The following is a 14,013-nucleotide window of genomic DNA, read 5'->3' on the forward strand; positions in this document are numbered from 1 at the left end:
TACAATAATTACTAAGTAAAACCCCTAAACATTTTGTGTTTAGGGGTTATGTTTATTCAATAAAATTCGCTTCTGCGATTAATAATTTATCAATCGAGGATTGACATAAATAAGGCCTAAGAGCTTCAAATTTCTTCTCTGTCCATTGATAAATTTTTAATGATAAGAGTTGCTCAATCACATTTGGATCAAAACGGTATTTAAGATGTTTCGCTGGCGTTCCACCTACAATGCTATAGGGTTCCACATCTTTGGAAACAACACTATTAGCAGCAACAATAGCCCCTTCACCAACAGTGATCCCTGGCATTATCATTGCACGCATTCCTATCCATGCACCATCCTGAATATGAGTATCACCTTTACCTATATAAGCTTCTTCAATTTTATCCATAAAAGGATAAAGAGAGAACCAATCCATACGATGGGTATGATTTCCCCCCATTAATATAACGGCTTGTGCACCAATACAAACATAATCGCCGATATATAATTTATCAATTTCCCATAATGGTTCCCATTGCAGGCTAATTTCATCACCATAAAGATAGCGCACAACAGACGCCTCAAAACCCTCATCCCAACAATCACTGTAATAGCTATGTTGTCCTTTGATGATAATGTTTTTGTTTTTTACTGTTTCATGCAGATATTCTACACGTGACCAATGCTTATTTTTCATAATATGACTCGCTATAAATTAATGAGTCATCAAAGAATGCTTAATTCTCTGATGATGTGTTCGCATTCAAAACACATCGTCTTAAGCAATCCTAGGCTGAAGCAATAAAGGATTTATTTTCATTTTATTTTACGATCCGATCTTATTATTCAATAAGCTTATACCACTATTACTCTCTGTCATCATCAGCTTTATTGACGAAAAAACCACGGATAATCTACATAACATTTTATGACTATCCATGGCTTAAAAAATAACTATTTAAAAAAATCTTTACTACCATGAGGCGCACAACGTAAATATTGAGGTGCAACCTTTATGGTCTGTTTAAGTTTTTCAGCCGCATGCCAAGGCCAACGAGGATCGTATAAAATACCTCGCCCTAATGCAATAAAGTCAGCTTGCTCTGTTAATAAAATAGCTTCAGCTTGTTCTGGCTCAGTAATAAGTCCAACTGTAATAACTGGCAATTGTGTTTCATTATAAATAGCCTGAGCAAATGGCACTTGATAATTAGGTCCTAGTTTAATGTCTTGCTTATCAGATAATCCACCAGAAGAAACATGAATATAATGGCAACCTAATTCTTCAAGATGTTGTGTTAAAGCTACTGCACTTTCAAGATCCCAACCGCCATCAACCCAATCTGTTGCAGAAATTCTTACACCAACACAAACATTATCAGAAACAGCATTTTTCACATCTACAAAAATATCTGCTAATAACCGACTGCGATTATTAAAATCGCCACCATACTGATCTGTTCTGTCATTTGATAATGGGGATAGGAATTCATGCAATAAATATCCATGAGCGCCATGAATTTCAATAACATCAAACCCCGCTAATTCTGCTCTTTTCGCTGCCTCAATAAAGGATTGCTTTATCTCTTCAATTTCTTCAATAGTCAGGGCATGAGGCTGATGATTTTTTCCAAAGGGAATTTCTGAAGGTGCAACTTTTTGCCAACCATGAGGTGAATCTGGAGCTAATGATACGCCACCATTCCAGGGTAAATCAGTTGACGCTTTGCGCCCTGCATGGGCAATTTGTATACCAATTTTAGCAGAGGAATATTGCTTAATATTATCAACCAGTTTTTTTAATTCACTGCCGTGCTGATCAGACCAAATACCTAAATCTTTATAGCTAATACGGCCTCTCGGCTCAACAGCTGTTGCTTCCACTATCACAAGCGAAGCGCCTGATAATGCAAGCTGTCCATAATGCATAGTGTGCCATGTTGTCGGATAACCATCTTGTGCCGAATATTGGCACATCGGCGCAACAATAATACGATTATCTAACTGATGGGGGCCTAATTTTTTAGGGGAAAACAACAAACTCATACAAAGCCTCCTACTACCAATAAGAATTTATGCAAAGAAAATTACTTTGCTCATAAATAAAGGGATTAAATATACAAGTTTAAGGCTATCGGATCTTATCCATCAAGGCGATGCTCTACTTCACATTGTAATGATAAATACTCTATTCCTTAGTTATTATTTATTCTTGCTTAAACCTTATAATGATTAAAAGATGTAAGAGTTACTCAATAAACTATCACGTAATTTTAATCTGCTACAATGCAATAAGGTATTATTTGAAAAGAATAAAACAAGAAATGAATGGCATAGAAAAGATCAGCATCGAACGCTGATCTTTTTCTAATTAATCATTCGATTTTGCGGGCTTAACCAGTAACAGAGAGAAACGTCTTGCAATAGGCAATACAAATAAGACTGTTGGGAAAGCAATCATCCAAGAGATCCCCCAAGAGCTTAACCATGGGGAGATAACATACATACCCATTCCTAACGATTTGACGGTACTAATAAAAGCAACAATACCTGACATAATAAAAGAAAGGAAAAAAGGAACAAGAAAAATCATTGCTCGGGTAGGCAGTTTAGGAATACCTAAAAAATAATTTTTGTCATGGAAAGACATAGTGAAAGACTCCAATAATACGATTGTACAACGGCACATAACTGCCAATACAACAGGCTAAAAATAAGTTATATGCGTTGATTAACGTAAACGCTTACGAGTCTTATTGACCAAACTGTGGGCTAGTTTATTAATAAATATTTTTTTGTCAACTAAATTATTCTATTGTTATCTAGATAATAAATAAAATGAGATAAATATGCGTTACTTTTATTTTATATAAAATTTATTTATATATGTAAATAATAAAAATGAGAAAACAGTATCTTGTTTCCTCACCCTTCTTTACCAATCTCTTGTTGCAATTAATTCTTCTATATCAGCATTTTTAAAACCATATTCATCAGCAATAATACTAAAGCTTTCTGCAATACACTCTCTTGCAACCGTTTCAATATCACTTCCTTCTTCACAAAACTCCTCAGCGAGATCGTTAAATTGATCTGTTATTTCTTGAGTTAAAATATAAAGCTCTGATAAATTTTCAGGTGAAGTCGCTTCAATTTTCAAACACAGTGCTTTAAGTAAATCTTGTCCTTTCTTTACAAGGTGAGCTGGATAATAATCATCATTTTCCATCTCTTTTAAAAAAGGGTACGAAGCTAAAACTGAATTTTTAATCATGGTTAAATCCTATTTCAGTATTTATCTTAAAGACATAAAACACATGTCCTTTTTCTGGTAAAAGTATATTACATTCTTTAATTAAATGATTAATTTCTGTTACACTGAATTTATACAACTTTAAGAGTAAATATAAAATAGGCAATAAAGTAAAATGACTAAAAAAATGCGAATAATTTTTCTTTTTTTGACTATTGCTTTGCTTTCTTTTTTTATTCTTAATTCCTATTTTAAGCACTCACCCTTAGCAACATGGCAATTTTATGGCAGTAATGGTGAATTCGTTACAGGCCATTACTATCCACCAGCAAAAGACAGTACAACAGACCTCATAATTTCGATTCCAGAAGTTCCCAAAAAAAACGGTTTGAGAATAACAAAATGGGATAGTTGTCATTTAGAATTAAACAGCGATAACAAAATATTGGCTATCTCTTATTTTACAAATGGGCTCATTCAAGCCTCATTTTCCACAGATAATCCAATTTATATACCTCTAACAGAGCTTAATTTTTACCAGCCTGATGATATGCATTGGTCGATAACACGTTTAACTGATGGCACTTATAAAGGCTGGATCTGGGATAATATCGCTAATCAGTTAATTCCTGTGCATTACCAATCTGATAGAACAACATTAATTGAAGGTACTAATTATACGCTTATGCCCGGTAGTTATTGGCTATTTCAGCGTTGGAAAAATGGGGCATTAGTAGAAGAATATAACTTAGATGACTTGCCAGCAAAAGATAACTTTATTCCTGCAAGTGATAAACAACATCTAGAACACGCAAAAGCAGAATTTCAGAATATAGCGAGTGAACTAGCAAAACCGTTAAATTTACCATTTGATTTAAAATTATGGGATAACTCATTTTGTGAGTAATAATCACTATGTGAAATGCTCCCTGAGGGATGGGAGCATTTCTGACACAGAACGATTTAATTTATACTAAATGATACCATCTAATTTCATATAAATTCCTTTTAATAAAAATTAAATTCCTTTTGAAACACGAAGTTCTATTGCAAGAGTATAGATGAATAGAGTAGATAATTTAAATCTAATAAGATGTTGCACAACAGGGACATATTAAATCTATTATTTCATTTCAATAAAACAATAAAGCATCATTTTAATAGACATATTAATCAATGAAATTATTTTTTTATATTTAGATTATCTCAAACACACTACCACATTTACTCATTCTTAATTGAAATTACATTTCATTTTAAAATAGAAAATATCTTAGATAAATTATTTAAGTTAACTTAGCATAATAATATGAATATATATTTCTATAACAACCCAAGAATAACAATTCTATCTTAATTCACTTTTTAAAATTAACATTAAATGCCTTAAAATAAAAAAACATAACACCAAATTATCTAGAAACTTCATTCATAATAATACTTTCTTTTTAAAGTCGCCTATTTTTAGTAAAAAAACATATTAAATATATTTTTATCTTACATTAAGAGTTCATTAATCAAACCTAATTTTACATTTTATTATATTGCTCAATTTTTATTTGGCTCTTATACTTTCTTAAGACGATTTTAGATAGGTATTATTATGAATATTTTATTGGTTGAAGACGATTTACAACTCGGTAAAGCGCTTTGTCGCGGGCTTGAAATTGCCGGTTTTCACCCATGTTGGGTTAGATTACTTGCTGATGCTCGTGTTCAACTGAGCCAACGCCCTTTTGATTTAATGCTATTAGATTTGGGTCTACCTGATGGTGATGGGCAAGATGAACTTATTGCTCTTAGAAAGAATGGCGAAAAAATTCCGATCATTATTTTAACGGCTCGAGCTCAAATCGACAATTTAGTTCAAACATTAGATTCAGGGGCTGATGATTTTTTACCGAAGCCTTTCGCCATGCCTGAACTTATTTCCCGCGTAAAAGCAGTTAGCCGTAGAATGGCTGGTTTTTCATCACAAATATGGTCTATTGGTGATTTACAGCTTAATCCAGCAAATCATCAAGTCACCTTAAATGATGAACTGCTTTTATTATCAGGTAAAGAATATCAGTTGTTATACGAATTAATGCGAAATACTGACAATGTAGTGCGTAAATCCGAATTAGAGCAACGCTTATTTGGTTTAGATGATAAAATTGAAAGTAATTCACTTGAAGTCCACATGCATAATTTACGTAGAAAAATAGGGAAAGAACGTATCATCACTGTACGTGGTGTGGGTTATTTATTAAAAAAAGAAGCCAATTAAATGAAGATCCGTTCTTTTTTTATTTACACTATTGTTCTTCAGATTATCTCTATTGTTATGCTTTGGGGCGTGTGGTTAGCTTGGATACAATTTGATTATCTTGCAGAATTTGAAAAAATTTATAACAAACAGCAAGAAATTATCGCTGAGGGTTTTGCTAATACCTTAGAAATTGTTGCTGACCAACCGGAAGTACTCAAAGAAATTGCGCATAATTTACAAGGCATGTATATCGACGCTATGCTTAATGGTGAAGATGATGAATTACAATATTTACCTTGGTTTATTGCCTTAGATGAAAATAACACCCTTATTTATACTAATCGCCCTGAATTACCTATTCCAACCAGAGTGCTTTCATTAGCATCAGAAAAAGTCTCTGTTGCAGGAGAAAAATGGATACTCTCTTTTAGTTGGGGAGAAAAACACAAAATAAAAGTGTTTATTGGAGAATCCGTTGAAGATAGAGGCCATGTTATAGGTAACCCTGTTGAAGGAACATTTGTGCCCTTTTTGTTTATTTTGGCAACGGTTATTTTTGCTATTTTAATTACAGCTTATTTTAGTTTACGTCCATTAAGACAAGCTGCAGAACTTATTGCTAATCGTAAACCTCGTAACTTAACGCCCATTAATGTCGGTCAACAATTTAAAGAGATACGTCCAATTTTTAAAGGATTAAACCAGTTAATGGCAAGAATTGATGCAGCTAATATTCGTGAAAAACAATTTATGGCAGATGCCGCCCATGAATTAAGAACACCTATTGCAGCCGTTATTGCTCAATTGCATTTACTCTCTTTAGTAGATGATCAACATGAGCGTGAAGAAATTATTGATGATATGAAACAATCGCTTGATAGAGCTGCAGCTCTTTCTCATCAATTAATTGATTTAGCTCGATTAGAATGTGATGATTTTCCACTTAAAATAGAACCTCTTGATATCTATAACATCATTGGTAATGCAATAGCACAACGTGTTCCATATGCAATTAGTAAAAATATCGAATTATCACTAAATGAAGGGTATCCATTACTCCTTAAAACTGATAAACAGGCGTTACTCTCTATATTTAATAATCTACTTGATAACGCTATTAAATATTGTCCTAAAGGTAGCCAAGTAGAAGTCACTATTGAAAATAGATATGCAGAAGGGATTAACATTTTTGTGCGTGACGATGGGCCAGGAGTGGCAAAAGAACATATTAATGCCCTTTTTTCACGTTTCTATCGTGTTCCTGGTTCAAATGAAACTGGTAGTGGCTTGGGGTTATCTATTGCACAAAATCTCGCTAGTAAAATTCAAGCTTCATTAATTGTGACTGAAGGCCTTAATAATAAAGGTATCGGTTTTATTATCTCACTACCATTGGATATCAAATTATCAGAAAATGATTAATCGCTGTTAATTAAAAAAACTATTAAAAAGGAGGTATTCATGCCTCCTTTTTCTTTCATCATCTATCATCGTAACATTAATTGTCGGTTTATCCCCAAAGATTTATTAGCCAACGTAGCCCTGCTGTCACTATTGCTGCACTAAGCACAATCATAATAAATGGCTTTTTTCTCCAAGTGAGAACACCCGCCACACCAACACCAATAATTTTTGATAGATCAGCAAGTTGATCACCATCAAAAAATGTTGAAGTCATTGCCACTGAAAATAAAATAACAATTGCTGATAATGAAAGTATCTCTTTTACACGGAGTGAAACACCAGATTTATTGTTAAGTAATATTCCAGAAAGGCGCATAGCATATGTGCCAACAGCAAGAATCACAATTCCTGTAATAATAGATACTGTTGACATTATATTCTCCTTAACACAAATAACACGCCAGCTAATGACAATAAAACGGGGATCCCTACAGGTAAAAAGAATGTTGTTATAAGAGCAATGACACTACCAATAATCGCAGCATTACGTGTTAATTTATTTTTTAATGCCGGCAAACTTAGTGCCAAGATAATAGCGGGAAACATTGCATCTAACCCTAACATCTTAATATCAACAATAAATGATCCTAAATAAACGCCTATCATGGTTCCTAAAGGCCAAACAAGTAAAATACTCAATCCACATGCCCAAAATGCAAGTTTCTTCTGTTCAGCCGTTCGTTGAGACAAACCAAATACAACACTTTCATCATTTAATATATGAAAACCTAATAACGATTTAAGCCCTTTTCCGGGTAAATCTTTTACGGCCATACTGAAAGGAATATGTCGTGCATTCACCATCAACCCAGCAAGCGCGGCATAAATTGCACTTCCTCCCATCGCCACTACGCCAATAAAAAGAAACTCAGAAGCACCAGCTAAAACGAAAATGGATAATACTAATGGCACCCAAAAATCAAACCCTTGTGTATGAGCCAAAGCTCCATAAGAGATACCAACAATACCATCTGCTAATGAAACAAGCAGAATGTCTCTAAGTACGTTATTATCAAGCTGACTGTTAATTTGCATAGAATGTCGTATTTTTTATTGAACTTATCGTTCATTATGTTGAACGATTCGTTTTTTTGCAAGATGATTTTAAGGGAAGCTATGATGTCATCGCCTTGTGCGCCTATTGAAATTATTTCTCAGGCCCTAGCCCGAGAGAGAAAAAAAGCGGGCCTTTCGCTTGCTGAAATTGCAAGACGAGCAGGTGTTGCAAAATCCACATTATCTCAATTAGAAGCAGGCCAAGGAAACCCAAGTATTGAAACACTCTGGGCGATTTGTGTTGCATTAAATATTCCATTTTCTCAACTTATTTCAGCACCACAATCTGAAGTTAAAGTTATTCGCAAAGGTGATGGTTTTAAAATTAGTGCAGAAAAAGCGTATTATCATGCTTTTTTACTTTCATCCTGTCCTATAGGGGCAAAACGCGATATATATACCGTAATTGCTCAACCGGGAAAAGACAGAGTGTCAGATCCTCACAGTAAAAATGTAACTGAGCATATTATTATTATTAGTGGTAGTGCGATGGTGGGAACGCTAGATAATCAACAAGAATTGCAACCCGGTGATTATATTTGCTATCCCGGTGATGTTACTCACGTATTACGGGCTTTAGAGCCAGATACAACCGCTGTGATGATTATTGAACATCATAATTAATACAATAAATGATAAATTTACCGCACTGTTATCTTGCAATAGAAATCTAAAAACAGTGCGATAAATTTTATGAAGCATATCTGTCTATTCAATTATTTTTTAAGTGCTTTATCAAGATAGATCTCACGTAGACGTTGAGATAAATGTCCAACTTTCCCCTGATTTATCTCTTCATTATCGATTGAAATTACGGGCCAAATTAACGTAGTAGCCGAGCTAATAAAAGCTTCTTTTGCTTTTTTAGCTTCATCAAGCGTAAATAAACGTTCAATAACTTTAAGCCCTTCTTCTTGCGCTAATTGAATAATTGCTTGGCGCGTAATACCAGGTAAAATATCCTGACTCAGAGGTCGTGTAATAATTTCATTATCATGATTTACAATAAAAAAGTTACTTGAACTACCTTCTGTTATATAACCATCTTTTATTAAAATAGCATCATCAGCACCTTGTTGATGAGCATAATGTTTCGCTAAACACGCGGCTAATAATGCAACGGTTTTAATATCACAACGTTGCCAGCGAATATCGTTAACACTGACTACCGAAATACCTTTTTTGGCATTGGGATGATTAATTACTGTGGAGTGCTGAACAAAGGCAACAATAGTGGAAGGAATAGATGAAGATGGAAAATCAAAAAAGCGAGATGAATCAGTACCTCGGGTTATTTGTAAATAAATAAGCCCTTCATAAAGATGGTTACTTTCAATAAGTTGCTGATGAATATCGATTAATTGTGATTTCGTGATAGGAAGAGATAATCCTAATTCTTTGCATGAACGTTGTAAACGTTGGAAATGCCCGTCAAAGTCAATGAGTTGACTATCAATAACTGCGGTAACTTCATAAACCGCGTCTGCAAATAAAAAACCACGGTCAAAAACAGATATTTTAGCCTGCTCTCTAGGTACAAACTGATTATTTAAATACACAACATCAGACATTTTACCTCCGTTATAACTTTTATTAACATTTAGTCTTAGCCACTACCTTACTCCTTCAACTTTATATTTCAAAGGTGATTTATCACCTTCCCTACCCCATTTTAATTATAGTTTTATTTAAATAAGTCATGTTATATAAGCAAAAATTGCTATAATTTAACTTATGTCCTAAATATAAGCATAAAGAGGTTGCTATGTTAGATATTAATAAAAATAATTTATCTCAGCTAACAGAGAAACTGGTTAAAAGACAATGTACCTTAATGAATATTATCGCCACATTGGGCTTTATTGCAGGTTTTATCTGTATTATTAACCCTCTCTCTTCTGGTGTTGTCATCAGTGTATTACTCGGTATCGTTTTCTTTGCCTGCGCAATATCCAGCATTATTGGTGGATTCAATTCTCAAGTCTCTTCAGGCTGGTCAATGCTCATCACGTTATTAGCTGGTTTTATTTATCTTTTACTTGGCTATATTTTTATTACCGATCCACTAAACGGTATGCTTAGCCTTGCTTTTTTTATCGGTTTTCTCTTTATTTTTGCAGGGATATTGCGCCTAAATATCGGCTTTAAACAAATCAAAGATAACTTTTATGGCTGGTTTAATATCTTGGTAGGATTTTTAGATCTCGTTATCGCCTATTTTCTACTTGCGTTTGGGCCTGAAACATCCGTAGCTCTAGTGATGGCATTAATTGGTATACAGCTTATTTTAAGCTCAGTCACGATTTTATCGATAACCAGTGCAATAAAAAGAATGACTCGCTAATAGGCTATACGATAATAATATTCTTATTAGTTTTCTCTAAGCAAAGAGCCACATTATGTGGCTCTTAAGAAGAAAACAATTCTCTTATATTAAGTGTAAGTATTAAGCACAAGGCAAGCGCAGAGATACCGTATACATATTTTCACCACAAAGATAACAATTCCCTGAATTCTCAAATATCATTACTTGGATACCTAATTGCCCCACTTCAATATTCGGTAGTGCATCAGCCAAAATACTTTCTAATACAGGTTCTAGTATTTCAACCATATTTATAGGTTCATTATTTGATGTTATATCATGCAAGAAGTCACCTAAACGGGGATCATCTGCATAAATTTCCAATGTTGAACGATACACTAACGTTCTTTCACTGCTATTCATTTTAGAATAACCATTAAAAATGATAACCATTTTCTGGATATGCATTTTTGCAACACGGTTTTTAATTTGTAAGCATAAAGAAGGTACAAGCCTAATATTGACAGAATTAAAGTAACGATCGCAAATTTGTGGAATAGTGACACTAATGCAAGGTTTAGGTGCAATATTTTCAATTTGCTTACTACACTCTCCCGTTAAAGAGTTATCAACAATAATACGCTCACGACGAGAAAAACAAATATTATCGAATATATCAACGGTGAAGAAAGAGATGTAATGGATACCATTTGTTAATGCGTGATTTTCCAATCTAACAGAAACCGCTGATTTATCAGTGCAAGGTAACATTTTTAATTGATCATTAAAATAAAAACCAACCTGAGTACTTTCACTAATATCTCGTCCTAAAATAAGATTCGCATTTACACAATAATTTTCACTGTGATAACTTAAAATCCCATTTAATGTTGCTGGTACTTTTGGAGAAGGCAGTTTCTCCGTTGTTAATTCAACATAATAATCTTTTGATTTAATGGGCTTGGTAAGATCGTCACTGTTTTCATATTCAGCATGAAAGATGGCAATTTGTTTTGGCTCACTTTTTTTAAATAGCACTTTAAAATTCGCGATACCATATTTATTTGTTTTGCCAACATTTACCATTTCGCCATCTGCGTTATAAATTTCGGGTTCAACGTCAAGTGTACTATTATCAACATCGTAGACTAATTTAACTTCTTTATTTGACGCATCCTCTCCCTCTTTATCTTGTAAATGCACAACAAAGCTTTTAGGCACACTTTCCCATTTACTTGGCCACTGCATAGATTCAGAACGTATCGTCAGTAAATCATCAAATCGCTCACAATTAGTCGCTGTGCAATCAGTATTAAGCTCTGCCTTTGAGGGCGTAACACGAATTTGTATCGGCGTTGCGTAATATACTGTATTTTCATCATCTTCATCTTTTAGTATCAATTGTAATGACGCCACACCATTACGATTCCCCGTTAAAGAGATCTCTGTTTTACTGTTATCAACTATCGTAATGTAGACATCTTTATTATTAGGTAAAATTAAAATTCCTTTTGGACTGGTACGCCATTCCGCCAAACGCAAATTAACCCCTGTTACAACAACCTCATATTTAATAACTCGATTTATCTTTACTTCATTATCTACGTCATCAGGCGATGCTTTGATCTGATTAAATTCAATCTTCACATCAGCATCAGCATCAGCATCAGCATCAACATCAGATTGATCCTGATCGTTATAGGCAGGTGGTTGAAACGTTAGAGTTTCTTTCTCACCCTGTAATATTTTTTGCAAACGTTCTTCTTTTGTTTCGATATTCATTGAGTAATTTCCTTTCTGTTTCCGATTCCATTTTTAGCTTAAAGCAAAAAAATTAAGTGAAAATCACAATAGAAAAAAGTCAACTGAGCATTGTTAACAAACAGAAACAAAAAAACTTAATAAACAATAAGATAAAAAAGACATCAATAAAACGCCAATGACTGAATAGGTAAAAAACACCCTAATCATAAAAAATAATTTAAAATTTAAAATATTTTTGCATAAAGCTATTGACTGTTATGAGAATGTGATTAAAATCAATCTTAGAAAATATTTGTGACGTGAATCACATTTTATTAATAGGATACTTAATATGAAATCAATGACTTCTTTTATTACTCACCTGCACCAAGTTGTTGTACAGTTATCATCAACTCGCTTACTGTAATTATTTGAATTAATATAAAAAATAATTCAAAGCCAGAAATAGTCCCTCATCGCAAAAAAGACTATATCTGGCTTTTATTCAATATATTTTCTTTTTCCTTACCTTATTTATCCGCGCACCTTTCGTAACAAAAAATTCACCTCCTTGAACTAAGATCTCTTTTCTGTACTCTTAATACACAATACACATTAACTATGAGGATATTTTATGCAGCAGCAACTGCTTACATGGATACGTCAATTCAATGAAGAATACGCTCAAGTCGCTTCTTTATTACTCGTTTTAGTCATTATTTTTCTTGTTGCCCTTGTTCTTCATTTTATTTTACACAAATTAGTTCTACCTCGAATTGCTAGCGCCATCAGTCAATATGACCAAAAGTGGCAAGTTTCATTAGAAATAAACAAACTATTTAGTCGTTTTGCTTTTTTAATCCAAGGTATCGTTGTTAATATTCAAGCACTTGTTTGGATGGGCTCAGGTAAAACACAAGAAATTCTCACTACCAGCGCCCAAGCTTGGTGTTTAATTTTCGGCTTATTGATGCTTTTCTCTATTATGGATCTCTGCATGCAGATCATGAGAAATTCATCCTCCTTTGGCCGATTACCATTGAAAGGCATCTTTCAAAGTTTAAAACTCGCCGCCTCAGTCCTAATAGGGATAATGATTATTTCCCTACTCATTGGGAAATCTCCCCTTATTTTGCTCAGTGGCTTAGGGGCAATGACGGCAGTATTAATGTTGGTGTTTAAAGATCCCATTATGGGATTGGTGGCTGGTATTCAGTTATCCGCAAACAACATGATAAGCCTAGGTGATTGGTTAGAAATGCCCAAATATGGCGCTGATGGTGCAGTTATTGATATTAGTTTAACAACCGTTAAAGTCCGTAATTGGGATAACACCGTTACCACTATCCCAACTTACTCGCTTATTTCAGATTCATTTAAGAATTGGCAAGCAATGACAAAATCAGGAGGACGTCGTATAAAACGAAGCCTTGCTCTTGATATCAATAGCATTCATTTCTTAGATAAAAAGCAACTTGATGATTTAGAAAAAGCCCATTTATTGACTCCTTATATAAAAAATAAGGAAAATGAAATTAATGAATTCAATGCAACTTTAGGCAATGAATGTCAAACACCATTAAACCAACGTGGCATGACAAATATTGGAACCTTCCGCGCATATGTTGAAGCTTATTTAAAAAATCACCCTAATGTTCATAAGCAAATGACAATTATGGTGAGACAATTAGCACCAACCTCAGATGGACTTCCTATTGAAATCTATGCGTTTACTAACACCACTGTCTGGGTACAATATGAGGCAATTCAATCCGATATATTTGATCATATTTTTGCTATTTTGCCCCAATTTGGTTTAAGGGTGCATCAATCTCCAACTGGAAATGATGTAAGAGCCCTCAGATTTCCTGTAGAGAATAATCAGTAATAAATCATTTTGTCGAAAATCAGAAAGGAGATAAATTCTCCTTTTTGGCTTTTTGTATTAACAATATT

14 protein-coding genes are annotated in these 14,013 nt (G+C 33.8%); 6 read left to right on the plus strand and 8 right to left on the minus strand.

Translation table 11 applies throughout. From position 1 onward, the window contains the following. Window positions 1-52: 52 nt before the first annotated feature. From JEP40_RS17350 to JEP40_RS17365, 4 genes are all read right to left on the minus strand, one after another. Window positions 53-682 (minus strand): CatB-related O-acetyltransferase, encoded by a 630-nt coding sequence (locus JEP40_RS17350; protein WP_198624571.1) that lies wholly within the window; start codon window positions 680-682, stop codon window positions 53-55. Between the two features lie 257 nt (window positions 683-939). After that, on the minus strand, window positions 940-2,031 hold the full coding sequence (locus JEP40_RS17355; RefSeq protein WP_198624572.1) for an NADH:flavin oxidoreductase/NADH oxidase: 1,092 nt from the start codon (window positions 2,029-2,031) through the stop codon (window positions 940-942). Between the two features lie 325 nt (window positions 2,032-2,356). Next, window positions 2,357-2,635, minus strand: a complete 279-nt coding sequence (locus JEP40_RS17360; RefSeq protein WP_109407842.1) for a DUF2798 domain-containing protein — start codon at window positions 2,633-2,635, stop codon at window positions 2,357-2,359. A gap of 285 nt (window positions 2,636-2,920) precedes the next feature. Further along, a complete protein-coding gene (locus JEP40_RS17365) occupies window positions 2,921-3,259 on the minus strand; it encodes a DUF5713 family protein (RefSeq protein ID WP_198624573.1) in 339 nt (112 codons plus the stop codon). 154 nt (window positions 3,260-3,413) lie between these two features. Here JEP40_RS17365 and JEP40_RS17370 point away from each other — a divergent pair, with 154 nt between their 5' ends. The 3 genes from JEP40_RS17370 to JEP40_RS17380 all read left to right on the plus strand — a co-directional run bounded on the left by JEP40_RS17370 (window position 3,414) and on the right by JEP40_RS17380 (window position 6,911). Beyond that, window positions 3,414-4,145: a hypothetical protein gene (locus JEP40_RS17370; RefSeq protein WP_198624574.1), complete on the plus strand. Its 732-nt coding sequence runs from the start codon at window positions 3,414-3,416 to the stop codon at window positions 4,143-4,145. Between the two features lie 696 nt (window positions 4,146-4,841). Next, on the plus strand, window positions 4,842-5,507 hold the full coding sequence (locus tag JEP40_RS17375) for a response regulator transcription factor (protein WP_198624575.1): 666 nt from the start codon (window positions 4,842-4,844) through the stop codon (window positions 5,505-5,507). Continuing rightward, entirely contained in the window at window positions 5,508-6,911 is a 1,404-nt protein-coding gene (locus tag JEP40_RS17380) for an ATP-binding protein (RefSeq protein ID WP_198624576.1), read from the plus strand. 88 nt (window positions 6,912-6,999) lie between these two features. Here JEP40_RS17380 and JEP40_RS17385 read toward each other — a convergent pair whose 3' ends face one another. Together JEP40_RS17385 and JEP40_RS17390 are read right to left on the minus strand one after the other, a co-directional pair. After that, complete coding sequence (locus JEP40_RS17385; RefSeq protein WP_198624597.1) at window positions 7,000-7,329, minus strand: AzlD domain-containing protein; 330 nt, start codon at window positions 7,327-7,329, stop codon at window positions 7,000-7,002. After that, a complete protein-coding gene (locus JEP40_RS17390) occupies window positions 7,326-7,988 on the minus strand; it encodes an AzlC family ABC transporter permease (protein ID WP_198624577.1) in 663 nt (220 codons plus the stop codon). The genes JEP40_RS17385 and JEP40_RS17390 overlap by 4 nt, the downstream gene beginning before the upstream one ends. 84 nt (window positions 7,989-8,072) lie before the next feature. On the opposite strand from JEP40_RS17390, the gene JEP40_RS17395 reads away from it, so the two are divergent. Beyond that, a complete protein-coding gene (locus JEP40_RS17395) occupies window positions 8,073-8,633 on the plus strand; it encodes a helix-turn-helix domain-containing protein (RefSeq protein ID WP_198624598.1) in 561 nt (186 codons plus the stop codon). Window positions 8,634-8,725: 92 nt separating this feature from the next. Here JEP40_RS17395 and JEP40_RS17400 read toward each other — a convergent pair whose 3' ends face one another. After that, the gene (locus JEP40_RS17400) at window positions 8,726-9,580 is read right to left on the minus strand and encodes a D-amino-acid transaminase (RefSeq protein WP_198624578.1); all 855 of its coding nucleotides are present in this window, start codon (window positions 9,578-9,580) and stop codon (window positions 8,726-8,728) included. Window positions 9,581-9,774: 194 nt separating this feature from the next. Between JEP40_RS17400 and JEP40_RS17405 the strand changes: the two genes are divergently transcribed. After that, window positions 9,775-10,353 carry an HdeD family acid-resistance protein gene (locus JEP40_RS17405; RefSeq protein ID WP_198624579.1) on the plus strand — a complete coding sequence of 193 codons (579 nt, stop codon included), beginning with the start codon at window positions 9,775-9,777 and terminating at the stop codon, window positions 10,351-10,353. A gap of 102 nt (window positions 10,354-10,455) precedes the next feature. Here the strand turns inward: JEP40_RS17405 and JEP40_RS17410 are convergent, their stop codons facing one another. Further along, entirely contained in the window at window positions 10,456-12,096 is a 1,641-nt protein-coding gene (locus JEP40_RS17410; RefSeq protein WP_198624580.1) for a hypothetical protein, read from the minus strand. A gap of 595 nt (window positions 12,097-12,691) precedes the next feature. Here JEP40_RS17410 and JEP40_RS17415 point away from each other — a divergent pair. After that, window positions 12,692-13,945 (plus strand): mechanosensitive ion channel family protein, encoded by a 1,254-nt coding sequence (locus JEP40_RS17415; RefSeq protein WP_198624581.1) that lies wholly within the window; start codon window positions 12,692-12,694, stop codon window positions 13,943-13,945. Window positions 13,946-14,013 lie beyond the last annotated feature (68 nt).

Origin of the sequence: Proteus vulgaris, from assembly GCF_016239305.1 — a bacterium.
Classification (GTDB): Bacteria; Pseudomonadota; Gammaproteobacteria; order Enterobacterales; family Enterobacteriaceae; genus Proteus; species Proteus vulgaris_C.